Source organism: Nitrosophilus labii, from assembly GCF_014466985.1.
Classification (GTDB): Bacteria; Campylobacterota; Campylobacteria; order Campylobacterales; family Nitratiruptoraceae; genus Nitrosophilus_A; species Nitrosophilus_A labii.
The window spans coordinates 682,037-707,077 of record NZ_AP022826.1; the positions used below are offsets into that span (position 1 = coordinate 682,037).

General features: G+C 32.5%; 25 protein-coding genes. 8 read left to right on the forward strand and 17 right to left on the reverse strand.

Annotated features, from left to right (window positions below; genetic code table 11):
• The first annotated feature begins 82 nt into the window (after window positions 1-82).
• Complete coding sequence (gene amrB, locus NIL_RS03435; RefSeq protein ID WP_187648225.1) at window positions 83-877, forward strand: AmmeMemoRadiSam system protein B; 795 nt, start codon at window positions 83-85, stop codon at window positions 875-877.
• Between the two features lie 7 nt (window positions 878-884).
• Here the strand turns inward: amrB and truA are convergent, their stop codons facing one another.
• From truA to glmU, 6 genes are all read right to left on the reverse strand, one after another.
• The gene (gene truA / locus NIL_RS03440; protein ID WP_187648226.1) at window positions 885-1,613 is read right to left on the reverse strand and encodes a tRNA pseudouridine(38-40) synthase TruA; all 729 of its coding nucleotides are present in this window, start codon (window positions 1,611-1,613) and stop codon (window positions 885-887) included.
• On the reverse strand, window positions 1,613-2,635 hold the full coding sequence (locus NIL_RS03445; protein ID WP_187648227.1) for an LptF/LptG family permease: 1,023 nt from the start codon (window positions 2,633-2,635) through the stop codon (window positions 1,613-1,615). Before NIL_RS03445 ends, truA begins: the two co-directional genes overlap by 1 nt.
• Window positions 2,628-3,464: a prepilin peptidase gene (locus tag NIL_RS03450; protein ID WP_197972129.1), complete on the reverse strand. Its 837-nt coding sequence runs from the start codon at window positions 3,462-3,464 to the stop codon at window positions 2,628-2,630. Before NIL_RS03450 ends, NIL_RS03445 begins: the two co-directional genes overlap by 8 nt.
• Complete coding sequence (locus NIL_RS03455; protein ID WP_187648228.1) at window positions 3,465-4,148, reverse strand: di-trans,poly-cis-decaprenylcistransferase; 684 nt, start codon at window positions 4,146-4,148, stop codon at window positions 3,465-3,467.
• Window positions 4,141-5,412, reverse strand: a complete 1,272-nt coding sequence (gene coaBC / locus NIL_RS03460; RefSeq protein ID WP_187648229.1) for a bifunctional phosphopantothenoylcysteine decarboxylase/phosphopantothenate--cysteine ligase CoaBC — start codon at window positions 5,410-5,412, stop codon at window positions 4,141-4,143. Before coaBC ends, NIL_RS03455 begins: the two co-directional genes overlap by 8 nt.
• Before the next feature lie 98 nt (window positions 5,413-5,510).
• The gene (glmU, locus tag NIL_RS03465; RefSeq protein ID WP_187648230.1) at window positions 5,511-6,800 is read right to left on the reverse strand and encodes a bifunctional UDP-N-acetylglucosamine diphosphorylase/glucosamine-1-phosphate N-acetyltransferase GlmU; all 1,290 of its coding nucleotides are present in this window, start codon (window positions 6,798-6,800) and stop codon (window positions 5,511-5,513) included.
• Window positions 6,801-6,886: 86 nt separating this feature from the next.
• On the opposite strand from glmU, the gene trmA reads away from it, so the two are divergent.
• Window positions 6,887-8,014, forward strand: coding sequence for a tRNA (uridine(54)-C5)-methyltransferase TrmA (gene trmA, locus NIL_RS03470; protein WP_187648231.1), 1,128 nt, complete (start codon window positions 6,887-6,889; stop codon window positions 8,012-8,014).
• A gap of 58 nt (window positions 8,015-8,072) precedes the next feature.
• Here trmA and NIL_RS03475 read toward each other — a convergent pair whose 3' ends face one another.
• The 10 genes from NIL_RS03475 to folD all read right to left on the reverse strand — a co-directional run bounded on the left by NIL_RS03475 (window position 8,073) and on the right by folD (window position 17,413).
• A complete protein-coding gene (locus NIL_RS03475) occupies window positions 8,073-8,585 on the reverse strand; it encodes a hemerythrin domain-containing protein (protein ID WP_187648232.1) in 513 nt (170 codons plus the stop codon).
• Between the two features lie 432 nt (window positions 8,586-9,017).
• On the reverse strand, window positions 9,018-10,118 hold the full coding sequence (gene ychF / locus NIL_RS03480; protein ID WP_187648233.1) for a redox-regulated ATPase YchF: 1,101 nt from the start codon (window positions 10,116-10,118) through the stop codon (window positions 9,018-9,020).
• A 141-nt stretch (window positions 10,119-10,259) separates the two neighbouring features.
• Window positions 10,260-11,729, reverse strand: coding sequence for a leucyl aminopeptidase (locus NIL_RS03485; protein ID WP_187648234.1), 1,470 nt, complete (start codon window positions 11,727-11,729; stop codon window positions 10,260-10,262).
• A gap of 26 nt (window positions 11,730-11,755) precedes the next feature.
• Complete coding sequence (locus tag NIL_RS03490; RefSeq protein WP_187648235.1) at window positions 11,756-12,430, reverse strand: DedA family protein; 675 nt, start codon at window positions 12,428-12,430, stop codon at window positions 11,756-11,758.
• Between the two features lie 86 nt (window positions 12,431-12,516).
• The gene (trpB, locus tag NIL_RS03495) at window positions 12,517-13,716 is read right to left on the reverse strand and encodes a tryptophan synthase subunit beta (RefSeq protein WP_187648236.1); all 1,200 of its coding nucleotides are present in this window, start codon (window positions 13,714-13,716) and stop codon (window positions 12,517-12,519) included.
• On the reverse strand, window positions 13,716-14,267 hold the full coding sequence (locus tag NIL_RS03500; RefSeq protein WP_187648237.1) for an adenine phosphoribosyltransferase: 552 nt from the start codon (window positions 14,265-14,267) through the stop codon (window positions 13,716-13,718). The genes trpB and NIL_RS03500 overlap by 1 nt, the downstream gene beginning before the upstream one ends.
• Before the next feature lie 261 nt (window positions 14,268-14,528).
• Window positions 14,529-14,972, reverse strand: a complete 444-nt coding sequence (gene rpiB, locus NIL_RS03505) for a ribose 5-phosphate isomerase B (protein WP_187648238.1) — start codon at window positions 14,970-14,972, stop codon at window positions 14,529-14,531.
• Window positions 14,973-15,668 (reverse strand): site-2 protease family protein, encoded by a 696-nt coding sequence (locus NIL_RS03510; protein WP_187648239.1) that lies wholly within the window; start codon window positions 15,666-15,668, stop codon window positions 14,973-14,975.
• A 93-nt stretch (window positions 15,669-15,761) separates the two neighbouring features.
• Window positions 15,762-16,523: a signal peptidase I gene (lepB, locus tag NIL_RS03515; protein ID WP_187648240.1), complete on the reverse strand. Its 762-nt coding sequence runs from the start codon at window positions 16,521-16,523 to the stop codon at window positions 15,762-15,764.
• 44 nt (window positions 16,524-16,567) lie between these two features.
• Window positions 16,568-17,413: a bifunctional methylenetetrahydrofolate dehydrogenase/methenyltetrahydrofolate cyclohydrolase FolD gene (gene folD, locus NIL_RS03520; protein ID WP_187648241.1), complete on the reverse strand. Its 846-nt coding sequence runs from the start codon at window positions 17,411-17,413 to the stop codon at window positions 16,568-16,570.
• An 80-nt stretch (window positions 17,414-17,493) separates the two neighbouring features.
• On the opposite strand from folD, the gene NIL_RS03525 reads away from it, so the two are divergent.
• Genes NIL_RS03525 through NIL_RS03550 form a run of 6 tightly spaced genes read left to right on the forward strand, consistent with a single transcriptional unit; the run spans window position 17,494 to window position 23,991 of the window.
• Window positions 17,494-17,841 (forward strand): c-type cytochrome, encoded by a 348-nt coding sequence (locus tag NIL_RS03525; RefSeq protein ID WP_187648242.1) that lies wholly within the window; start codon window positions 17,494-17,496, stop codon window positions 17,839-17,841.
• Entirely contained in the window at window positions 17,838-18,782 is a 945-nt protein-coding gene (locus NIL_RS03530; RefSeq protein WP_187648243.1) for an HpcH/HpaI aldolase/citrate lyase family protein, read from the forward strand. Before NIL_RS03525 ends, NIL_RS03530 begins: the two co-directional genes overlap by 4 nt.
• A gap of 60 nt (window positions 18,783-18,842) precedes the next feature.
• A complete protein-coding gene (locus NIL_RS03535; protein WP_197972130.1) occupies window positions 18,843-19,445 on the forward strand; it encodes an acyl-homoserine-lactone synthase in 603 nt (200 codons plus the stop codon).
• Complete coding sequence (locus tag NIL_RS03540) at window positions 19,435-21,519, forward strand: TonB-dependent receptor (protein ID WP_197972131.1); 2,085 nt, start codon at window positions 19,435-19,437, stop codon at window positions 21,517-21,519. The genes NIL_RS03535 and NIL_RS03540 overlap by 11 nt, the downstream gene beginning before the upstream one ends.
• Window positions 21,519-22,064, forward strand: a complete 546-nt coding sequence (locus tag NIL_RS03545; RefSeq protein ID WP_187648244.1) for a hypothetical protein — start codon at window positions 21,519-21,521, stop codon at window positions 22,062-22,064. Before NIL_RS03540 ends, NIL_RS03545 begins: the two co-directional genes overlap by 1 nt.
• Window positions 22,057-23,991 carry an EAL domain-containing protein gene (locus NIL_RS03550; protein WP_187648245.1) on the forward strand — a complete coding sequence of 645 codons (1,935 nt, stop codon included), beginning with the start codon at window positions 22,057-22,059 and terminating at the stop codon, window positions 23,989-23,991. The genes NIL_RS03545 and NIL_RS03550 overlap by 8 nt, the downstream gene beginning before the upstream one ends.
• On the opposite strand, the gene NIL_RS03555 is transcribed toward NIL_RS03550, so the two are convergent.
• Window positions 23,981-24,913 carry an energy transducer TonB gene (locus NIL_RS03555; protein WP_197972132.1) on the reverse strand — a complete coding sequence of 311 codons (933 nt, stop codon included), beginning with the start codon at window positions 24,911-24,913 and terminating at the stop codon, window positions 23,981-23,983. The two genes, NIL_RS03550 and NIL_RS03555, sit on opposite strands and share 11 nt — an antisense overlap.
• Window positions 24,914-25,041 lie beyond the last annotated feature (128 nt).

Consider the following 25,041-nt stretch of genomic DNA (forward strand, 5'->3'; position numbering starts at 1 on the left):
ATGGTGTAAGATTTGGATGAAAAATTTTGAGGGTTAGCCGAAGCTAAATTGTTGAAATTTTTTGCCCATAAAAGGAACAAAGATGATTAGAGAGGCAAGCGTAGCCGGAGCTTTTTATCCAGGTAGATGTAACGATATAGAAGAAATGATAGGAAATTTTAACGTAATTTTAGATAGAGCGTTAAGTGATAGCGACGTTTGGAACATTGAGCCAAAAGCTATAATCTCTCCTCACGCAGGATATATTTATAGCGGTTTTACGGCAAATATCGTCTATAGAGTTCTTGCCAACTCTAACCCAAAGAGAGTTGTAGTGATAGGTCCAAGCCACAGAGTTTATCTAAACGGCATAAGTGGAAGTTTTTTCGATAGTTATGAGACTCCATGCGGAGATTTAAAGATCGACAAAGAGTATCTAACATATCTTTCCTCCCTGTTTGATATAGCTTTTGTCAAAGAGGCTCACAATGAGCACAGTACCGAAGTTCAGATGCCGTTTATTAAGCACTATATGGGTAACGCAAGTGTAATAGAGCTGGTTTATGGAGATTTAGATCCTCTAACTCTATCTAAAATCTGTATAGAGGTTTTAAGCGATCCAAATAACGCTATCGTAATCAGCACAGATCTAAGCCACTACTACTCTTTAAAAGAGGCTCAAAAGATAGATAGGTTCTGTTTAAAAGGGGTAAACGACTTAGATATCGATATGCTTCATCAAGGTTGCGAGGCTTGCGGAAAGATTGGGGTAGAAGCGATCATATTGGCCGCTAAAACACTCGGTCTCAAACCTAGAATACTCGATTATAGAACCAGTGCGGATGCAAGCGGCGATGAAACTACGGTAGTCGGATATATGAGCGCTGTTTTTTTGTAACGATCTGTTAATTGTAAATAACTTTACAAAGATATAATCCGTAAGGAGGAGCTAAAGAGGTAGAGTATTTCTTTTTGCATAAAAGCTGTTCTTTTAGCTCTTTTTGACCCATTTCGCCTTTTCCGATTTTAAGCAAAAAATCTACCATCATTCTTATCTGGCTTCTTAAAAAACCGTTTGCTTCAAAGTAGAAAATTTTGTAATTTTTATATTTATAAAGTTTCGCTTTATATATTTCTCTTACACTGCTTTTTACATCACTGCCGCTTTTTTGGAAATATTTAAAATCATATCTCCCCTCAAAGAGAGTGATTGCTTCTTTTATCTTTTCGAAATCAATATTTTTAACAAATGTGACATAATTAGACTCAAAAGGGTTTGGCTCTTGTTCACTTAAGATATATCTGTAAGCTCTTCTTTTTGCACTGTATCTTGCGTGAAAATCTTCTGAGACTATCATTATTTTTTTGATTCTGATGGAAGGGAAGAGTCTTTTGTTTAGATGGAGTCTTAGTTTCTCTAGGTCACTCCAGTAAGTGGGCAAGTCAAAATGGATCACCTGCGCCGTAGCGTGAACTCCCGTATCGGTTCTGCCACTTGCTGTGATTTTTGAATGGATTTGCAGACTCTTTAACGCCTTTTGTAAAGTATTGGCTACTGTTTTTTGGGTATGTTTTTGAGATTGAAATCCGAAAAATCTGCTTCCATCATAAGCTATTATAGATTTGACTCTCATTAATACCTCTTTTTGACTCTTTTAAAATATAAAATATACCCCGTTATTATCCATAAAGGCAATATGAACAAGATAGCGTAAAATGGAAACTGTTTTGAAAGAACAAAAGATAGAGTATAAAAAGAGACAATAGTAGCTATTATCCAAAGGTATGTTCTATTTTTTTCATATCTGGGGTTGATTATGCCAAAGGCTAAAATAAAAAAGACCGAAATGGCTGGAAATAGAGAAACAAGTGTAAATATACTCAGATCAAAAGCTCTGGTTTTGTTTGAAACACTTTCAAACCAATACTCTATAACGTTTTTATATCTTTTTCCCTGGATAACGCTTAAATCGTTCAGTGTCATCATATCAAATTCGATTTCGGTTAATTTTTCTTTTTCGTAAGTGTATCCTCGACCGTTTTTCAGGACAAATTTTAAACCCTCTTTATTTGATACTATCAATGCCTCTTTTGCAACGATAAAGTTCTCTTTGTTCATAACCTTTTGGTTGTATAAAATCACATCTTCAAATCTGTTTTCTCCTTTTTTCCCTCCTATAAAAAGCAGCCAGTCTCCGAATTTTTGACCAAATTCGCTAGGTTTTATGTTAAATACCGCTTCCGCTTTTTTATAAATAATAAATCCTTTATACATCTGTTTAGCCTGAGGTATGATTCCTATAGATAATATAAGCAGCGTCAAGGTTGTTAAAAGAGCCGTTTTTCCAAAAATATGGGCTATTTTGTTCGGTTTTATTCCTAGGCTGAAGATAACTACCATTTCATAATCGTAAGAGAGTTTGGAAAGAGTCATAACAGCGGATGCGAAAAAGGCTATTGGAATGGTATAAAAGAGAATTTGTGGCAATACGTATAGATATAGTTGAATAAGCTCAAAAAAGTTTACTTTTATAACGGAAGTTATGGAGACTATTTTAACGAAAAAAATAAGTGAAGCTATGGAAAATAGCGGTAAAAATAGAGAGAAAAACATAGTTGAAAAGTTTCTATTGAGATATTTTGCGAGTCTAACCATTGATAAACCACTCTAAAAGGGTGTTGAGTTTTTCGTCAAAAAGATATACTGTAAAAAAGGCCATTGCTAAAAATGGAATATAAGGCAGTTCCACTTCTTTTTTACTTACTTTAAGAAAAATAGAAGCCGGAATAGCCAAAATCGCCGAAAGAAATATTGCAATAACTGAGAGTTTTACTCCCAAGACAGCTCCTATGGTTGCCGCTACTATTATGTCGCCTTCTCCCATAGCCTCTATCATTACCGGTTGAGGGAAATAGCTCTTTAGCCAAGGTGCGCTTTTTAATCTACGTTTTAAACGAAACTCTTCTTTTAGGGAAACGTAATAGCTTACGTAAAATCTTAAAAGAGAGAAAGCTCCGGCTAGAAGTAACGCGTTTATAAAGTTTTGTAAAATAGTCGGTGAAGTGAAAAAAGATAGAGTTAAGGCGCTTAAGTTGATGGAGTCTGGCACCGCTTTATACTCAAAGTCTATCAAAGATAGTGCAAGGAGCAACGCAAATGTTAAAGAGAGTAAAAAAGAGTATGGATTAACACCGTTTTTGAGAAAAATTAGTAAAAATATGAGTGCGCTTAACAACTCAACGATGGGGTATCTCAAAGAAATTTTCTCTTTGCAGTAGGCGCATTTTCCTTGCAAAAATATCCAAGAAAAGATTGGTATATTGTGATACCACTTTAAGTTATTGTTACAATGTGGACAGTGGCTAGAAGGGTAGGCTATGTTTAAATCTCTTGGCGTTCTATATATTAGTACGTTTAAAAAAGAGCCTATGCTTGCGCCTAAAATCGCTATAAATATTAAAATTATTGTATCAGTTCCACTCAACTATATCCCCCCGAAACGTCTCTCTCTTTTTTTAAACTCGTCTATTATATTTTCAAGCTCTTTTTTTGTAAAATCCGGCCACAAAGTTTTTATAAAAAAAAGCTCGGCATAAGCGGCTCTCCAAAGAAGAAAGTTTGAAAGTCTCATTTCTCCTCCAGTTCTAAGCAGCAAATCCGCCTCTCCAAGTCTGGATGTATCAAGAAACTGGTCAAAATTATCTTCACTTAGGACGACACCCGCTTTGCAAGCTCTATTTGCCGCTCTTACTATCTCATCTCTGCCACCATAATTTAGAGCTAAAACCTGTATAAGTTTTTCATTGTTTTTTGTTTCTTCTTTGGTTATTTCTATCCTTTCTTTCAAAGAAGCGCTAAAAGGAGAGATATCCCCTATGGTTTCAAACCTAACTCCCTCTTTTTGATATAACGGAAGCTCTTTTTTTAAGTATTTCTCTAGCAGTTTCATTAAAAATTCCACTTCATGTTTAGGGCGCTTCCAGTTTTCAGTACTGAAAGCAAACAGTGTCAAGACTTTGACTTCAGGATGGTTGGCGCAGTAGGTGGTTATCTCTCTTACAACTTCAGCGCCTTTTTCATGTCCCTTAACTCTTGGAAGTCCTCTTTTTTTAGCCCATCTACCGTTCCCGTCCATAATGATGGCTATATGTCTTGGGGTATTACTCATCTAGTTCCTTAACGATTTCGGATATATCTAAAGATAACTCGAGTTTATCTTTTAAAGGGCTTTGGAAAGTTCTCTTTTTTGAGATATAAACAATAGAGTTTTTATCGCTGCCAAATTTTGTCGCTCCTTTGACAAGATTTAAACAGACCGCATCCAAATCTTTTTTCTCTAGCATATTTTTGGCGTTTTGCAAAGCTTTATCTTCGTCGGTTTCAGCTTTGAATCCTATTGCGACAATACCATCTTTATTTAAAGTTTGCAAAATATCTATATTTTTAGTCAGTTCCAAACACCACTCCTCGCCCAACATCTCTTTTTTAAGTTTACCCTCTTGCGGAAATTTTGGTTTATAATCACTTACAGCAGCGGCCATAAAAAGGTATGGCTTTTTGTGAATAAGCTTTGGTGTAGAGAGGTCGTTTATAAGATCTGGTTTTTTCAAAACTCCTTTTTTTGCGACCTCTATCCTCTCTTTTAGATATTCATACATCTGTTCGGCGCTTTGAACTTTAAAAACTTCAACTGGAGGCAAGTCATCAAAATCTTTTGTGGTTATAAATTCTACCTTAGCACCTTTTAGATATAAGGCAATAACTAGAGCTCTTGCCTGTTTTCCGCTTGAAAAATTGGATAGATATCTTACATCATCTATCTTTTCGACCGTTCCGCTTCCTGTAATTATTGTGTATCTATCTTCCCAAAAACTATCTTTTAAAAGCTCTCTTGCGGTTTCGTAAAAGATTGTTTTTACTTCGGCTAAAGCCCCTTCGCCAACGGTTTTGCAAGCAAGTTCTTTTGTTTGGGGCTCTACTATTTTGTAACCGTTTAGTTTTAGAAGTTTCAGGCTAGCTTGTGTAAAGTTGTTTTTATACATATTTGTATTTGCGGCCGGAGCTAAAATTTTTGGTTTGGCAAATGCGAGAGCCGTTTGTAAAAGAAGATTGTCTGCTATACCGTTTGAGAGTTTGTTTAGCGTATTTGCCGTTGCGGGCGCGATAACCAATATATCGTAATCTTCACATACGCCGATATGGTTGTTTTTAGTAGTCCAATCTTCACTATTTTCATCAAGAACTTTTTCACTTCCGGCAGCTTCGAAAGTAAGCGGAGAGATAAATCTTTTGGCGCTTTGGGTCATAATAATTTTTACTTTTGCTCCGCTTTTTACAAAAAGTCTTAATAATTCAATAGATTTATAGATAGAAATGCTGCCAGTTACACCAAGTAATATTTTTTTTCCTTTTAAAATTTGCATATATTTCATTTATTTCCTTGTTATTGGTATATTGGTTATTGGTGTATTGGTAAAAATTAAATTAAATTAGGTAAACCAATACACAAATATGCGAATATACAAATATACTATTTATTAAAAAACTTATAATAAAAATCTTTAACTATTTTAAGAGGTGTTCTACTTATTGCCAAAGAGCCTTTTGGAACATCTTTAGTAACCGTAGTTCCAGCGGCTATTATAACATCATCTTCTATTTTAACCGGTGCTACAAGCTGGGTATCGCTTCCAACGAATACGTTTTTACCTATAACTGTTTTATATTTGCTTTTGCCGTCGTAGTTACAAGTAATGGTTCCTGCACCTATGTTTGTTCCCTCATCGATTTCGCTATCTCCAAGATAACTAAGATGTCCCGCTTTAACACCTAGTAGTTTACTTTTTTTAACCTCAACGAAATTTCCTATATGTGTATCTTTTAAAAAACTTCCAGGTCTAATTCTAGCCATAGGCCCAATGGTGCAGTATTCGATATGGCTCTCTTCAATGACCGAGTTTGCTTTTATGTGAGAATTTTTTATAAACGAGTCTCCTTTTATAACAACTCCACTTTCTATTTCGCACTCTCCTTCGAACTTGACTCCTTCTTCTATGAAGACAGTTTTTGGAAGTCTTATGATAACTCCATTTAGCATTAGCTCATTTTTTATTCTATCTTGCATAATCTCTTCTGCATGAGCTAAATCTAGTTTTGAGTTTACCCCTTTAAAATCTTCTTCTTTTACGTAGAGCGGCTTTATCGTATAACCTTTTTGGTTTGCTAGGGTTATAATATCTGTTAGGTAATACTCTTTTTGGGCATTTTCGTTTGAAAGTTTTGGTAAAAACTCTTCTAAAATCTCACGCTTTATTAGATATACTCCGGCATTTACTGTTTTAGTCTCTAGCTCTTCTTTCGTAGCGTCTTTTTGTTCCACTATTTTTACAACTTTTCCATCTTTAATGATTACTCTTCCGTATCCGGAAGGATTTTCTAATTCGATCACACTCATAACGATATCTGCTTTTAAAACTACAAAGCTTTTTAATTCGTCAGCTGTGATTAAAGGCATATCTCCGTTTAGAATCAAAACTTTATCGCTCTTGGTTTTAAGTTCTTTAAGTGCTCCGCCGGTTCCGGGAAAATTTTTAAGATCTTGAATGTGGAATTTAACGTTTTCAAAATATCTTTTTATAACATCTTTTACAGCTTCAGCTTCGTGTCCTAAAACTACCGTTACATCTTCACTTATTTTTAAAGCCTCTTTTATTATGTGATATATCATAGGTTTGCCGCTTATTTTATGTAAAACTTTGGGCAGGGCCGATTTCATTCTAGTTCCTTTGCCCGCGGCTAGTATCACTACAGATAGACTCATGTATAACCTTTAGATATAATTTCAACAAAAGTTACGCTTTTTACCAGCGTTCAAAATATTAACAAAAAAGTTATAAAGAAGAGATAATGGAGTGTAAATACTTTAGCAGATGTGGAAGCTGTAAAATATTTGATTTAGGATATGAAGGGCAGCTGAAACTAAAAATTGATGAGAACAAAAGACTATTTGAGGAGTTAGGAGCTAAAAAGTTTGAGGTTGTAAGCTCACCAGATTCCAATTTTCGGGCACGTGCTGAATTTCGTATCTATCACTCCTCATCTAAAATTTTTTATGCTATGCATTCTTTGGAGGGGAAAGGACTTGTAGTGATAGACGAGTGCCCTATGACATCCAAACCTATTTTCGAACTTATGCCAAAACTCATAAAAGAGCTTGAGAGTATGCTTATCTTAAAAGAGAGACTTTTTGCTATAGAGTTTTTGAGCTCTTTAAATGAAGAGATACTAGTTACTTTGATATACCATAAAAAGCTAGATGAGGAGTGGGCGAAAGAGGCTCAAAAAGTTCAAAAACTATTTGATATATCCATAATAGGCAGAAGCAGAGGTCAAAAAGTTGTTTTAAAAAAAGATTTTATAACGGAAGAGTTGAGGGTTTTTGATAAGAGTTACAGATTTATACAGAAGGAGGGGAGTTTTACACAACCTAATCCTTATATCAACCAAAAGATGATAGAGTGGACAAAAGAGGCTTCAAAAGGTTTTGGTAAAGATCTGCTTGAACTCTATTGCGGAGCCGGAAATTTTACGATCCCATTAAGTGAAAATTTCAATAAGGTATTGGCGACCGAAATATCAAAAACCTCTATAAAAGCGGCTTTGAAAAATTGTGAGTTAAACGGTACCAATAATGTAAAGTTTGTTAGACTTAGCAGTGAAGAGTTTGTTGAAGCTTATGAAGAGAAAAGGTCTTTTTCAAGACTGAAAAATGCACAAATAGACCTAAAAGAGTATGATTTTTCAACGATTTTCGTCGATCCTCCTCGAGCTGGACTAGATGAGACAACAAGAACGTTATCAAAAAAGTTTGAAAATATCATCTACATCTCCTGTAATCCAAAAACGATGTATAGGGATCTACAAGAGATCATAAAAACGCATAAAATCGAAAAATTTGCATTTTTCGATCAATTTCCATATACAAACCATTTAGAGTGCGGTGCAATTTTGAAAATGAGTAAGAAAAAGTATTAAGAGGTTAACTTGTAGAGACTATACTAACTTTATTAATTGAAAGAAAAGATATAAAAAGTTACGGCTTATAAAGAGAATAGAGTCTTTTTTCTTCAAGTTCTACTCTTTTTGTTAAGACGTTTCCTATATTTTCTAATTCATTCAAAAAATCGTTATTATATTTTTGATACATTTGATAATCATTATATTTTCTAATAAAATTCAAAACTTCTTTAGCTATTGTTGCCATTTCATGTTCAACATCTTTTATGAATTTTTCATAAGTTTTATTATCGCTATATTTTTTTTCTAAATATGTATATAGTTGAGAATCTTCGACCATTAGATGGACTTCCAATGTTAACTTGAAATCATGAAGTTTTTCTGAAATATCTTTGTAATTTGAGGGATTATTTTCATATAATTCTTTGATTTCACTATAAATTTTAAATAATGTCTTATGGTCATTTTTTAAATCATCAATAAGACTTTCATTAAAATCTTCGTTTTTTTGGAATTCGGTGTTATATTTACTTTTTCTATCATCCCTTTTTTCTTTAAATAGGTTTAATAGTTTTTTAATAAAATCCACTTTTTATCCTTTTTTTTATAAAAATAATAATAGAAACTAATGATAAAATATTATTATATAGTTTTCCTTAGATTTAGTTTATAAAAATTTTATTTAATATAAATATGAATCAATAAATCGATTTTTTTAGATATATTTTTAAAATTTTACAATTATTTACTGAATTTTGAGAAAGATAGAGAATTTATATAGTTTGTATAGAAAATCTGTAGTTAATACTTTATATAATAGCTGCCTTTTGGAATATTTAACACATTATTGAAACTTTTAAGATAAATTGAATTGTAGATGATAAACATTTTAAAAATTAATATCGAATTTGTACTTATATTCAATAATTATTATTAATATAAAGTGGTGAGCTCACAGAAGTAGTGAGCTCTCATATTTAAGTTTAAGTTGGATAATTCACTAAGTATCTGTTCAATTAACTTATACGTTAAATCTAAAGTGCATAACATCTCCATCTTGCACTATATACTCTTTTCCTTCTAGTCTCATTTTACCAGCCTCTTTGGCACCTTGTTCCCCACCATGTTTTATAAAATCTTCATAACTTATAACTTCGGCTCTAATAAAACCTTTTTCAAAGTCGTTGTGAATGACGCCGGCTGCTTGAGGCGCTGTCCATCCTCTTTTTATAGTCCAGCTTCTAACCTCTTTGACACCGGCCGTAAAGTAGCTTATAAGTCCAAGTCTATCAAAAGCTGTTCTTATGATCTTATCAAGTCCGCTCTCATTTACACCCAAATCGTCTAAAAACTCTTTTGCTTCCTCTTCATCTAAAGCGACAAGCTCTTCTTCCACTTTAGCGCAAAGCTTTATAACATCAGCTCCCACTTCTTTTGCATGCTCTTTTACTTTTTGAACATATTCGTTATCTTCTAGTAGTCCATCCTCATCTACGTTAGCGGCGTAAATAATCGGTTTTGCACTTAAAAATCTAAGTTCTTTGTTTAAAGTTTTCAAATCTTCATCATCTTTTTTTGAAAAAATCGAAACAGGCTTTAGCTCTTCTAAATGCTTTTTAAGTTCGTTTGCCATTTCAAGAAGAGTTTTAGCTTTTTTGTCTGATTTTGCCTGGCGAGTAAGTTTTTCTATCTTTCTTTCAAGTTGTTGAAGGTCTGCAAAGATAAGTTCACTCTCTATTATCTCTATGTCTCTTATCGGATCTACTCCGCCTTCTACGTGAGTGATATTTTCATCTTCAAAACATCTAACCATATGTAAAATCATATCTGTTTCACGTATATTGCTTAAAAACTGGTTTCCAAGTCCTTCACCTTTACTTGCACCTTTTACCAGACCTGCAATATCAACAAAATCTATAGTAGAGTGTAAAATTCGCTGTGGATTTACAATCTTTGCCAACTCTTCAAGTCTGTTATCCGGCACCGGAACAACGGCTTTATTAGGCTCGATTGTGCAAAAAGGGTAGTTTGCGCTTTCAGCGTTTTGAGCTTTCGTAAGGGCGTTGAAAGTTGTTGATTTGCCCACATTTGGAAGTCCTACTATGCCTACACTAAGTCCCATATCATTCCTTAAACTCTTTTAATTTTGGCGAAATTATAACATAAGATATTTTGGTGATTGGTGTATTGGTTATTGGTATATTAGTTAAGATTTTTCCCAATAAACAAATACACCAATATACCAATATACCAATATACTGAATTATGGATGTTTTTTATCGAAAACAAACTCTTTTTGAAGCCATTTTATGGCAAGTCTGACTCCCGCCCCGCTTGCTCCATAAGGGTTATAACCCCACTCCTTTTGAACAAATGCAGGTCCCGCGATGTCAAGATGAACCCATTTATCTTTGTTTTTCTCTTCTATAAATTCGCTTAAAAAGAGTGCTGCTGTAATGGCGCCACCGTATCTGCTAGAAGAGATGTTGGATATATCGGCTATCTTACTTTCAAGAAGTTTTGGAAGATATCTATTGAATGGAAGTTCCGCCGCCAACTCTCCACTTGCTTTTGCCGCCTCTAAGATTCTCTTTTTTAGTTCATTGTTGTGTCCCATAACACCCGTCGTATATTCGCCCAAAGCTACTACACAGGCTCCAGTTAAAGTTGCAAAATCCAAAATATAATCGGGCTCAACCTTTTCTTGAGCGTAACATAGACAATCTGCTAAAACTAGTCTTCCTTCTGCATCAGTGTTTTTAACCTCTATTGTTTTTGAGTTTTTAGCTTTTAGTACGTCGTCTGGTTTGTAGGCATTACCGCTAACCATATTTTCTGCAGCTCCGACTATGGCGTGAATCTCTACAGGAAGCTCCATCTTTTTGGCGGCTTTTATGATTCCTAAAACTGCGCAGGCTCCGCTTTTGTCAGCTTTCATAGTAACCATGTAATCGCTAGGTTTCAAACTAAGCCCTCCGCTATCGTACGTTAAACCTTTTCCTACCAGAGCGATTTTTGCTTTTGCGTTTTCCGGTTTATAGCTAAGATGGATAAGTCTTGGGGGATTTGTGCTAGCTTTTGCAACTGCTAAAAATGCGCCCATCCCCTCCTTTTCTAGCTCTTTTTCATCTAATATTTTACATTCTAAATCTTCTTCATTTGCCATTTTTTCAGCTAATTTTGCCAAAGTTACTGGATTTATTTCGTTTGGTGGAGTATTTATGATATCTCTGACAAAATTTGTAGCTTCTGCTACAATAACTGCTTCTTTTATACTCTTTTTAGCGTTTTTAGTTGTAAAGTTCTTATCAGAATAGTCCTCTTTAGCTATATATATGGTTTCAAGATCACTTTTTTGTTTTTTGCTTTTATACTTATCAAACTCGTATACTCCTAGTACCATTCCTTCTACTACGGCTTTGATGTTTGTAATAGGACAGTTTTGGATATAAACCCCAATTTTTGCAGATTTAAATTTTTTATTTTTTATAGTTTTAATAGCCTTTGCAGCAGCTATACGTATCTCATCATGTTCTAGATTTTTTGCTCCTACATATACTCTTCTTTGGTGAGGTAGAAATGCAACCTCTTCTGGTTCGGCTTTAAAGTTTAAAAGTTTAAGTTCATATTTATCTTTTACCCATTTATGCTCAAAGTTTTTTTCTATAATAAATACTATCTCTAAATCAGCGTCTATATCTGATACCTTTTTCTCTATTAGCTCAAATTTCATATATCCCCCTTTAATTTTGTCTAAAACTATTTCTGCGTTACTTTATGAAAATAGTAGTATAATCCTCCACCAAGAACCACTGCTACCGGAAGTGCTATATACCAATGTTCTTTAGCCCAATGTAAAATTTTTAAAATCTCTTCGCCAAAAATGTATGCCGGGATTATTGTAATAGAAGCCCAAGCGAAGGCACTTATAAAGTTTATAAACGCAAACTTTTTTGCGCTATATCTAGTAAGTCCAATCGCCATCGGGATAACCGTTCTAAGCCCGTACATATATCTTTGTATAAATATTACCGGCCAACCGTACTTTTTTAGTAAAAGATGAGCAAGTGCAAATTTTCTTCTTTGATTTTTAAGTTGGGAGTGAATATACTTTTTGTTGTATCTACCTATGTAAAAGTAGATCTGATCTCCTATAAATCCGCCAAGACCAGCTACCACAATAGCTAAAGGTAGCGTCATATGACCGGTGTGGCACATTACTCCCGCCATAACTAAACCCGTTTCACCCTCCATAATACTCCAGATAAAGAGTATTACGTATCCGTAAATTTTTAGGAGATTTGTTAATTTTTCTTCAAGGTCGTCACCAGGTGCCTGATAGAGTTCATACGCTATAAAACCTATTACAACCAATATCAATATAACGACAACGTTAACAAAATGTTCTCTATTTTTGTCGAAAAATTTTTTCATTTAGTCCTTTCATATTTAGTAATTAGTAATTAGTAATTGGCTTATGAAGATGATATATTTTTATTAACTCCATTTCCTAATTACGTTTAATCAAATGATAATAGTTGCTTTGCCTGAACCATATCTTTATCGCCTCTACCCGATAAGTTTACTACGATAAGCGAATTTTCTATATTTTCCATCTTTTTTAGATATGCAATGGCATGCGAACTTTCAAAGGCTGGGATAATCCCCTCTTTTTGGCTAAGCCATACAAAGGCGTCAAGGGCTTCTTGATCAGTAATATGATCATATTTTACCACTCCAAGATCCTTTAGATATGAGTGCTCCGGACCAATTCCTGGATAGTCTAGGCCGGCGCTTATAGAGTGGGCTTCAAGTATTTGCCCCTCTTCGTCTTGTAAAACGTAGCTCATTTGTCCATGTAAAATCCCGGGACTGCCTTTCGCTAAACTAGCCCCATGCTTACCTGTTTCAAGACCTAAACCGCCAGCTTCGATTCCTATACATTTTGTCTCTTCTTCATCTAGAAAAGCGTTAAAGATCCCCATAGCGTTACTTCCACCGCCGATACAGGCTATTACGTAATTTGGAAGTCTGTTTTCGGCTTTTAAGATCTGTGCTTTTGTTTCGTAGCCAATAATTCCTTGAAAATCTCTTACCATCATCGGATAAGGATGAGGTCCGGCAACTGTTCCTATTACGTAAAAGGTGTCTCTAGCGTTCGTTACCCAGTGTCTAATCGCTTCATTCATAGCGTCTTTAAGTGTTTTGGAACCGTTTTTAACCGAATGTACTTTAGCGCCTAAAAGTTTCATTCTAAAGACGTTTAATTCTTGTCTTTTGACATCTTTTTCACCCATAAAAATTTCACATTCAAGACCAAAAAGTGCAGCCATAGTTGCAGTAGCTACACCGTGTTGACCCGCACCAGTTTCGGCTATAACTCTCTTTTTACCAAGTTTTTTGGCAAGTAGTCCTTGTAAAATAGTATTATTTATCTTATGAGCTCCGGTATGATTTAGATCTTCTCTTTTAAGGTATATCGTAGCGCCAAGCTCTTTTGAGATATTTTGGGCATAATAAAGGGGAGTAGGCCTTCCTACGTATTGTTCGAGATAGTATTTTGCCTCTTTCCAGAACTCTTCGTTAAATCTGAGTTTTTTATAGCTCTCTTCTAGTTCAAAAAGTATGGGCATTAAAGTTTCGGGAACGTATCTTCCTCCAAATTTTCCAAAATGACCGAAACTATCAGGATCGTATTTGCTCTTTTTTGGTATATACATTACTCAATCTCCAATACGCTATAAACGTTTGTAAGTTTTTTAAGTTTAGCTTCACCGTTTAAAAATTTTAGATTTATAATAAAACAGACTTCAACCACATTTTCATGAATTTTATTTATAAGTTTTACGGCTGCTTCAGCAGTTCCTCCCGTAGCTATTAGATCGTCTATAAGTAATACTTTGGCTCCTTCTTCTTTTCTAAAAGCATCTATGTGGATCTCAATCTCATCATAACCGTACTCTAAAGAGTATTTTTCACTTACTGTAGTATAAGGAAGTTTTCCTTTTTTTCTAACTGGAATAAAACCGATACCTAGTCTCGTAGCTAATGCGGCACCAAATATAAAACCTCTGCTTTCAATACCAGCAATAAAGTCAAGATTATAATCTTTATATCTCTCTTCTAAGTGTTCCATTAAAAGAGAAAAAGCTTCTTTGTTGTTTAAAAGTGTAGTAATATCTTTAAAAACGATTCCAGGCTTTGGAAAATCCGGTATGTCTCTTATTGAAGAGAGTAAAAAGTCTTTTTCTTCTTTTTTTAGCTCTTTCATTACGGCTCCTTAAATCAAAAAATCAGAAGTTTCAAAATAGCCATAGCTACTATCAATATCCCGAACATAATATATCCAGCAGTTTCTATACCCATTTTAGCTCCTTTTTATATGTGGGTGTGAGTGTGGGTGGGTGTGAGTTTTTAGTATTGGTGTTAGTGTTAGCGACCACATTCACTTCCCTTGTCTCCTAAAATAAATTCCAATCTTCAATGTCTAATGTTCCTAATATACTAATAGACAAATACACAAATTACTTAATCACTTTGATTGCTCTAATGCCATTATTTTTTTAACCCTGTTAGCATGTCTTCCACCCTCAAACTCAGTGGTACACCAAGCTTCCACTATTGACTCTATTTCACCTCTACCGACGACTCTCTCTCCAAAACATAAAATATTTGCATCATTATGTGCTCTTGCCATTTTAGCCGTATAATAATCGTAAACTTCAGCTGCTCTAATACCTTTTATCTTATTTGCGGCTATGCTCATCCCTATCCCGGTTCCACAGATAAGTACTCCTTGGCTTCCGGGATTTTGAGCAACTTTTTTTGCAACTTTTTGCGCAAAATCTGGATAATCAACCCTAGAATCATCTTTAGGGCCAAGATCTTCCACAACATAACCTCTATTTAAAAAGAGTTTTTTTACAAACTCTTTTACGGCAAACCCGGCATGGTCCGTAGCAATATATACTTTCATTCAAATCCTTTCGATACTGTTTATCAAAGATATCAGATCTATTCCGGCAAATATAGACAATAGATATAAAATATAATAAATAGGAATGAATAAAATCGTACTCAAGGGGGTTGCAATGATAATTATCAAGATAATCATACCATAAGGAAATATTTTATGGTAAAAATCGACTATTTTATAAAGTTTTAGTTTTTGTGCTAAATGCATTACTGCGTTTGCACCGTCAAGAGGAGGAATAGGCCAGAGATTGAAAACGCCTAGTACTACGTTAATAAGTACGGAATGGGCTAAAAATAGAATCATCACAGTTTCAAATAGGGAGTTTGGCTCTCCTAAAAAGGCTATCAAAATAGCAAAAAAAGCGGCCAAAGCGAAGTTGTATGTTATACCAGCTAAACTTACGGCAATCGCTGCATTTTCTCCGCCGTTTCTTATTACTGTGTTTATATTGACGGGGACCGGTTTAGCCCATCCAAAAAGAAAACCAGCATTGCTAAAATATAAAAGCGCGGGCACTATGATAGTTCCGACAAGATCAATATGTTTTATTGGGTTAATACTCAATCTTCCTTCATTTTTTGCTGTATCATCACCATATTTGTATGCCACTAACGCATGCATTATCTCATGACCGATTATAGCTATTGCTAATGCTAATATCATTGTAAAAATATTTAAAATTTTAATATATTCCAAAAAATTCCTTGTATATTTGGTATATATGTATATTGTTTATATTGGTATCTTATAGTGGAATTATCTAATATACCAATAACCATTTACCAATAACTATCTGTTTTTCATCTCCTCTTCTATCTCTTCTACGCTCTTTCCTACTCTATCCCATCTTATTTCGTAATTTTTATCCCAGCTAAAATAGATAAACCAAGGCTTTCCTACAATCAGTCTATATGGAACGCTGCCCCAAAATCTACTATCATTTGAGTGATCTCTGTTGTCTCCCATCATAAAAAATTCGCCTTTTGGAACCTCAATAGGACCGAAATTAAAGATCTCTTGCGGGTATCTTCCGTCATTTATTACTTCAGGATCGTTGTGTATGCCTGGATGCTCTTTTCTATAAGGATTTTTTACCCATAACAAACCGTTTATTTCGACTATATCTTCTTTAGGAAAATTTTGTTTTACAAACTCGTTTCCTTCATGAGGGTGCAAATAGAGCTCTTTGTTATGAAGAAAAAGATAATCGCCTCCTACGGCTACGCATCTCTTTACGTAATGTATCTTTTCGTTTACTGGATATCTAAAAATAACAATATCTCCTCTTTTGGGTTTTGGTCCCTCAATCAGGTGACCGTCGTTATCTGTATCGGGAAGAACAGGGATCTCTAACCAGGGTATATGGGGAGTAGGAACTCCGTAGGCAAATTTTTTTACAAATAGATGATCACCTATTAAAAGGGTGTTTTTCATACTTCCACTAGGAATAACGAAAGCTTGGGCAACAAAAAATATTATTAACAAAACTATTATGACGGTACCTGTCCATGTATTAGACCAGTGATAAAGTTTTATAAGTCTATCTTTCAATTTATTTCCTTCTATATTTGTTGATTTAATATTTACGTAAATATTTAGTTACGGTTTTTAGCTGCTTTGATAGTATTTTTTAAAAGCATTGCTATTGTCATAGGACCTACACCGCCAGGCACCGGTGTTATGTAACTTGCTTTTTTGCTTACATTTTCAAAATCAACATCTCCAACAATTTTACCGTTATCAAGTTTATTAATGCCTATATCTATAACTATAGCTCCTTCTTTTACCATATCTTCAGTGATTAGGTTTGGTTTACCCACTCCAACGACCAATAGATCTGTTCTTTTAGTGTGAGATTTGAGATCTTTGGTAAAAATATGGCAAATATCGACCGTTGCAAAATCGTTTAGCAAAAGTGCGGCCATTGGCTTACCCACAATATTGCTAGCACCGACTACACAAGCGTCCATACCTTTAATATCTATTTGATACTCTTTTAACAACTCCATAACTCCAAGAGGGGTACAAGGAACAAAACTGTCAAGCCCTTGATTGAGTCTGCCAAAATTATAGGGATGAAAACCGTCAACATCTTTTTTCGGATCGATTACTTCCAATATTTTTGTTGTGTCTATATGTTTTGGCAAAGGGAGTTGAACCAGAATGCCGTCAATATTTGGATTTTGATTCATCATTTCAATGGTTTCAATAATCTCTTTTTCGCTGATCTCTTCTGGCATCTCATGAGTTATGGAGTAGATTCCGACCTCTTTACAAGAACGAGCTTTCATTTTGACGTATGTGTGGCTTGCAGGATCGTTTCCTACAAGAATAACTGCTAGTCCTGGAACTATATCTTTCTCTTTTTTTAGAAGTTCAACCTCTTTTCTCACTTCCTCTTTTATTTTTAGTGATAAAGCTTTACCATCTAAAATAGTCATAATTTCCTCTTCAAATTTTTTTAGGTATGATATCAAAAATAGATTTTGTTTTGGTTTAAATCCTATATAAAGGGAATTTGTTGAGAATTGTTTTACTATTTATTCTTCTTATTTCTCTTTTTGCAGACGACTCTTTCATAACCAGATACGAATATGCGAAAATGCTTTATGAAAATCCTAGAGGTATTGGGTGTCAACATTGTCACGGAGTAAAAGGAGAGGGATCGATAATCGCTAAATACAAAGATAAAAAAGGGGTAAAGTATCTAAAAGCTCCTGATATTAGAGATGTGGATTATAAAAGGTTTTATAAAAAACTGAATTCTAGAAAGATTAAGAGCGCAATGCCTAGCTATTTTTTAACAAGAAGCGAGATAAAAACGCTTTACTACTATATAAAGATGATAAATAGTGAGGATAAGAGATGATTTTTGAAAAGAGTTTTATAGATGAGCTAGAGAGTTTAGTGGAAAAAAAAGATTTAAAAGCTATTGAAAAATATATCCTCAAACTAAAAAGAGAAAAAACTAAAAAGATTGTTTATAGATCAGCTTTAATGGTCTCTGCACATAGGCCGAAACATTTAAATAAACTTGACTCTTTAGAAGCCGATATCGCCATTATAAACTTAGAAGATGGAGTAAGTAAAGAACTAAAGCCGACTGCGTTGAGGTTGACGGCTCTATTTTTATCTCACATAAAAAGAAGTGATTCTTTATTGGTAGTTAGAGTAAATCCTCTTGATAACGGTGGAAAAGAGGAGATAGAGTATCTAAATAAATTCAAACCGGACGCCATCAGAGTTCCTAAAGTCAAAACTCCAAAAGATGTGGAAAAAGCTTTGGAGTTAATTGATAAAGAGATAGATTTGCATCTATCTATAGAGACAAAAGAGGCTTTTTTAAATCTCGAGAGTTTGAGGGTAAATGAAAGGGTAAAAGTTTTCTATCTAGGTATTTTGGATCTTTTAAGCGATCTAGATATTTTTCAGCAGATTTTAGAGATAAAAAATCCTACTATCGATCATATATTGAGTCGTTTTTTGGTAGTCTCTAAAGCTAGTTGCGTTTTACCCGTATCTTTTGTGTATCAAGATTATAAAAATTTAAATGAGTTTGAGGATTGGTGTAGATACGAAAAAAATATGGGTTATAGAGTAAAAGGTTGTATATCGCCCGCTCAAGTGGAGATAGCCAATAGAGTTTTCGGTTTATCTAAAGAGATTTTGGAAAGAGCTGAATATATAAAAATGAGATTTGAGGAGATGAAAAACAAAGGAATTACAGGATTCACTGATGAAAAATATGGTTTTATAGATGAGCCTATATACAAAGATGCCGTAAATATTCTCAGAAAATCGATGATATAAAAAAAAGTTAATAAAAAATATTATATGATTTAATAATTTTTTTTTATTGTAAGGTAGATTATGTATAGGTATATAAAAGTAAAAAATAATAAAAAACTTTTGAATGATATTTTTAGATTTAGGTGCAAGATATTGTGTGATGAATTAAAATACTTTGATAAAAAAAGATATCCGGATGGTTTAGAGAGAGACGAATATGATAAATATTCAGAACATTATGCTGTTTTAGACGAGAAAGGAGAGATAGCTGCTACGGTTAGATTGATTCATCATTCTCCGATAGGTTATCCTACGGAAAATCATATGAGAGTTTTTGAAAATATTAAAAAAAGTCTAAAAAGAGATAAGCTAGGAGAAATATCTAGGATATTTATATCAAAACAGTATAGAAATTTAAAAGATAGTAGAAAAATAATAGAAAAACTTATAAGTATGATTTACATAGATTTAAAAAACAACGATATAGAATATACTTTTGGCGCACTTGAGAAAAGTTTTTTAAGACTTTTAAAAATATATAATATTAATTATGAAATAATTGGAGATTTGCAAGAATATGGAGGAGTTAGATATCCTTGTTTACTATATACTTCCTCTTTAGAAAAAGATAAACCTCAAGTTGTTGAGTGTTATAAGATTTGGAAGGTAGGAAATGGTCATTAAAAAACTTTTTTTGTTATTAATATTAATTTCATCATTCTTGTATGCCCAATACGATAAAAATGAATCGATAAAAAAAAAGGATATAGAAGAGATTATTATAGATATTGTTAATGATTTAAAAGAATTAACGGAAATTGCTACAGTTACAAAAAAGAATGAAGCTTACCAGCCTTATATAGTATCAACTTTTAGTGGAAAAGAGTTAGAAAAATTAGGAATAAAAAATCTTAAAGAGGCTCTAGAACTAATTCCGGGCGTAGATATGACGACTGATAATATTGATAATAAAACCCCTGTTTTTAGAGGTTCCAATCCATTTGCTTACGGTCAATCAAAGTTAATTGTTGATGGTGTAGTAGTAAATAATGTAATGTTTGATTCATATAATGAATTTTTATATATGCCGATTGAGATTATTAAAAGGATAGAAGTTGTAAGAGGTCCTGGAAGTAAAACTGATGGAATTAACGCTTATGCCGGCTCTATTAAAGTTATAACTTACGCAGAACAGTTTAAAGGTATGAAGACACAAGATAAAATGTTTTTAAATATAGGTTCTTATGAATATAGAGGTGGAGGTTTTTTAAAAAACTATAAAAATGGAGCACTCAATATCTTTACCGATTTTTATTATCAACAAGACGATAAGTTTTTGCCTGCTGGAAAAGATATGTTATCTACTGGGACTTATGGGAACTATAACAGTCAATTTTCTCAAAGTGGAGATGCTCCTTTATGGACAAAAAATTACTCTTTGGGAGTCACTTTAAATTATAAAGATTTTACGTTAAAAGCAAGGAAGCTTTTTTATAAGCATGGAAGTGCTTACGGGATCAATTATATGTTGCCTGAAAGCGATAACCATACTAAGTTTTTAAATGACTATATTGAACTTGGATTAGATAGATACGTTAATGAGCTTAAAGTAGCTGCAAAAGTTGGAGTTAAAATTGACGAATTTTATAGTGATGCTAGATTGGCACCGCCGGGCATAGTCTTTCCTAATCCGCTAGATAACAACAATTTAGTTCAGTATACCAACGGTTTTTACGGGATTCACAATACAAAACAGAGAACTATGTATCATTCACTCTTTTTTGATTATTCAAAGATTGATAACCATAAGATCAAATTTGGCTATTTACTTTCAAGAGAAGAAACTTATAAAGTTACAACAAAAACTACAGATAGATTTGGAATTTTACCAGGGCTTATCGATTATAGCGATACGTATCCATTTTTTGATAAAGATGCGAAAAGAGATACTCTGATACTCTCCTTTCAAGACGATTTTGATATAAATGAAAATGTAACAATAAGTTATGGAGTCAATATCGAGGATAATACGCATATAGATCCACAAGTAAACCCGCGAGTTGCCTCTGTATTTAGAATAAAAGAAAATATATATAAATTAATTTATAGCAGATCAATTAGAAATCCTTCTTGGCAAGAACTATATACTATAAACAACAGCTCAAGAGTCGGAAATCCAAACTTAAAGCCAGAAATAGTAAATGCATTTGAAGCAGCATATATAAGAAAATTTTCTGTAGATAGTTATATGCAGTTTAATATTTTTTATCTAAAAAATAGAGACCAAATCAATAAAATAAACTCTCAAAACAGATATGAAAATGCGCAAAATACCGATATTTATGGATTTGAGTTTGAGTATAAAAGAATGCTTGGACAAAAGAGCAAGTTTTGTGGAAACTACTCTTATGTAGATGGAGAGGATGATAAAGGTGAACAGTTAGCAAATGTAGCAAAACATATGATTAAAACTTTTTTGGTTTACGAACTAACTCCACAGATTGATGTTAATATTATAGGAAAATACGTAGGAGATAAAAGAAGATTCTCTTTTGATTCAAGAGATAGTTTAAAAGGGTATGTCACTTTGGATTTAGGATTTAATTATGAAAATTTAAAATATAATTATTCAGTAAATTTAATCGTTAAAAATATTTTTGATGCTGACGTAAGATATCCTTCAGAGCCTGATACTTATACAGAAGATTATAGACAAGAAGGAAGAAACATGATGATATCTTTTAGGAAAGAGTTTTGATGAAAAGAGTAGTTATTATTATATTTTTAACAAATATTTTACTTTTTGCGTATAGTTACGATGATTTTTTATTGAAAACCCAGGCAAAAATTTATCCAAAACTTATTCTACTTGATAAAAAAATAGATAAAAAATTAATAGACGGAAAGATTCAAGTAGGAATCGTTTACGATAACGATGATTTTTTTACCGCTTTGTTGATAAAAAAACTGATAAAAAGTATGTATGGCAATAAGTTAGATGGATATAGTTTCAAAATAATTCCTATAAATATGTTAAATATTTTAAATGAAAAATTGAATATTTTTTCATATCTATATATTTTAAAATCTATTCCTGATCGATTAAAAACGCTTTCGCTATATGTTAAAAAATATAGAATTGTAACATTTACGTATGATAAAAACGATTTGCAATATGGTTTTTTGTTTTCTATAAATTTGGAAAAAAAACCGATTCTATATATGAATAGAAAGGCGTTGGAAAAAGAGTTCGATTTTGTACCTTCTCTATTTCAAATCGTCAGGTTGATAGATAATGTTTAACATATCTCTATCAAACAAGATCTTGATCTACTTTTTTCTTATAACTGTTTCTATTATAATTTCTACTTATCTAGTTTTAGAAAAAATTACGAAACAGGCTTTTTATGACGCTGAACTTGAAAAAGCAAAAATTATTGCAAAAACAGTAACTCCTCTTCTAGCATTGGATCTCTTTTTGGGTCTTGATGATAACATTAATAAAATTTTAAAAGAGCTTTCAAAAAATGAGAATATATTATCAGTTTCAATTATAAAGGGTAATGAGATATATAAAGAGTTCAAAAAAAAGATATCTAACGATGAAGACTCTTTTCTGGTTTCAAGAAGAATTGTTCAGCCAAATTCAAACAAAATTTTAGGTAGGCTCGAGATACTATATTCTAGTAAACATTATAAAAATTTAGTAAAAAAATATCAAAAGGCACTATTTATTTTTTTAGCAGTTCTTTGGATTTTAATTTTATTGTTTGGGTACTATTTAAATATATTGATAAAGCCTCTTAGAAATATTGCAAAAGATTTGGAAAATTATGATCCGAAAAATAGTATAAGGTTTAAGTATGTTGAAAAAAGTGATGAGATAGGCGCAATCTCTAAAGCGTTAAATAAAATGCAAGGTAAAATTAAAGATTATTCTAAAAGACTTGAGAGTATGAATAAAATTTTAGAAAAAAAGGTTGAAATAAAGACTAAGGAGCTAAAAGAGCAGCTATATTTAGATTCTTTGACGAAACTGCCCAACAGATTTAGTCTTGTAAAAGATATTCAAAGTGCGAAAAAGAGTAGTTTAATAATTATTAATATTGACGATTTTAAGCAAATAAACGATTTTTTCGGGCATGAAACCGGGGATAAAATCTTGAAAGGTTTTGCAAATAGACTTAGAAATCTATTAAAAACTGAGTTTCCTAAAATTTATAGGCTATCTGGAGATGAGTTTGCTCTTTTTTTTAACAAAAAGATGACTAAAGGAGATTTAGAGTACTTTATAGAGATTTTAATGAAAAATATTGAAAACATGACTTTTATACATAATGATAATGAGCTTAATATCAGAGTAACTATTGGAGCTGCTATAGAAACTAACTCTCCTTTGGAAAAAGCAGATATAGCTTTGAAATTAGCTAGAAAAGAGAGAGTTCCATATAAGATTTATGACAAAGATTTGAAGATAGAAAAACAGTATAAAGAGAATATAGAGTGGGTAAAAAAGATAAAAAAAGCTATAGATAAAAATAGAATAGTTCCATATTTTCAACCTATATTTAGTACAAGTGAATTTAAATTAAAAGGGTATGAGTGTTTGATGAGACTGGTTGAAGAAAATGGCGAATGTATTACTCCTACCAATTTTTTAGAGATTGCAAAAAAGAGTAGATACTATACTTATTTAACAAAGATTATGTTTGAAAAAAGTTGCAGTTATTTTTCAAATCTTGATTGTACATTCTCTTTCAATCTTTCGATTGAAGATATATCGAATCCTGAAATTATAGAGTTTATAAAAGAGACGATAGATAGATACAAAGTTTATGAAAAAACGATTTTTGAGATTGTTGAGTCCGAAGGTATAGAAAATTTTGAAGAGGTGTCTGTTTTTATTGAAAATATGAAACAACTTGGCGCTAAAATAGCTATAGATGATTTTGGTTCAGGATATTCCAATTTTGAGTATTTGGCAAAACTTACTATTGATTATATAAAGATTGACGGCTCTTTGATAAAAAATATCGATAAAGATGAGGATTCTAGAATTGTTGTAGAGATAATAGTTGATTATGCTAAGAAAAAGGGTATTAAAACTGTTGCAGAATTTGTAGGCAATGAAAAAATATATAAAACAGTTAAAAAAATTGGAGTTGACTTTGCTCAAGGTTATTATATAGGTAAGCCTGGACCGACTACTATTTTTGATATCAATAAATAATTTTGTATTGAACGAAAATTCTTATTTTAGTCTTCTCTTTAGGCCTTGGATAATCTTTATAGGCTGAAAGTATTGTTTCGAGACTATTTTTGTCTAGTATCTCGTAACTAGAGCTTTTTATGATCTTTAAATCACTTATATCTCCGTTTGGATGAAGATAAAACTCAACGATATTTACTCCCTCTTGTCTTGTTTTCACGGCAAATTCTGGATAGCCTCTTATATATAGATATTTTTGAGTAATTTTTCCGATAGCTGAGAGATTGTTTTTTATAAACTCTTTTTGTCCTTTAGTAAAGGAATCAAACTCGCCCTGGTAAAGTTCGTTTATTTTTTGATCTTCCATCGATTTACTTATCTCTTGTAAAGAGGGTAGTTTGGATTGCTTTAAAAAAGAGACTAGGTTTTTTTCTTCACTTTTTTTTGTCTCTTTTTTTGTTTGTTGCGTCTTTTTAAAAAGTTTTTCAAGTTTTGGAATTTTTTCCTCTTTTTTTGGTTGGATAGATTTTTGTTTCGACTTTTTTATCTCCTGTTTGGCAACTTTTATAGGTTTAATATTTTTAACTTTTTTGGTGATATTATATTCTTTAGATTTTACGATTTTACTCTTTTTTAAGACCTTCTTTTTCATTTTTTGAATATTTTTAACAATCTTTTTTTCAGGTTTTTTTTCAACTTGTTCAATTTTTTTAACTATTTTTTCTCTTTTTTGTAAAACCTCTTTTTTTACTCTTTTTGGCTCTATCTGTTTTTTGGGAGTTGTTTTTTTGACTATTTTTTTAGATTCGGAAGTTTTTTGGGGCATGCTTTTATCTAAATTGACTCTACTTAGGTTCATATTGATAGAGGATTTTTGCTTCCTGTTAAACTTTTGTGCCTCAACCTCTTTTAAAAGAGTTAAAAAAACAATAAAAAGAATCAAATATAATACTAAAGTTATTAAAAATGAGAACAAATATCTATATCTATAAATCATAAAGTGATTATAATCTTTTAAAAGCTATTAATCAATATTTTTATACAATTTTATTAATAGTTTAAATATATTAA